This is a genomic window from Xenorhabdus entomophaga (genome assembly GCF_037996725.1).
Classification (GTDB): domain Bacteria; phylum Pseudomonadota; class Gammaproteobacteria; order Enterobacterales; family Enterobacteriaceae; genus Xenorhabdus; species Xenorhabdus khoisanae.
In genome coordinates, this window is record NZ_JBBMXH010000396.1 from 1 (window position 1) to 343 (window position 343).

1 pseudogene is annotated in these 343 nt (G+C 47.5%); it reads left to right on the top strand.

What is annotated here, in order from left to right:
- Positions 1 to 17: 17 nt before the first annotated feature.
- Positions 18 to 343, top strand: a pseudogene (locus AAC854_RS23370) (IS6 family transposase); the annotation flags it as partial.

The window sequence follows — 343 nt, forward strand, 5'->3', positions numbered from 1 at the left end:
TTGGGCGTCGGTGGCGCATGGATGAAACGTATATCAAAATCAAAGGGCAATGGCGTTACCTCTATCGGGCGGTGGACTCAGACGGTAATACCATTGATTTTCTGCTGACAGCCTGTCGGGATAAGAAAGTGGCCTTGCGATTTTTCAAAAAAAGATAGGTCAGCATGGTCAGCCGGAGGTCGTGACGATGGACAAAAGTGGCGTCAACAAAGCGGCAGTGGACGAATTAACCCAGGGAAAACCCAAGGAAGAAATCATTGTTATCCGGCAGAATAAGTACCTCAATAACCTCATTGAGCAAGATCATCGCAACCTCAAACGACGAATCTCTTCCATGCTAGGA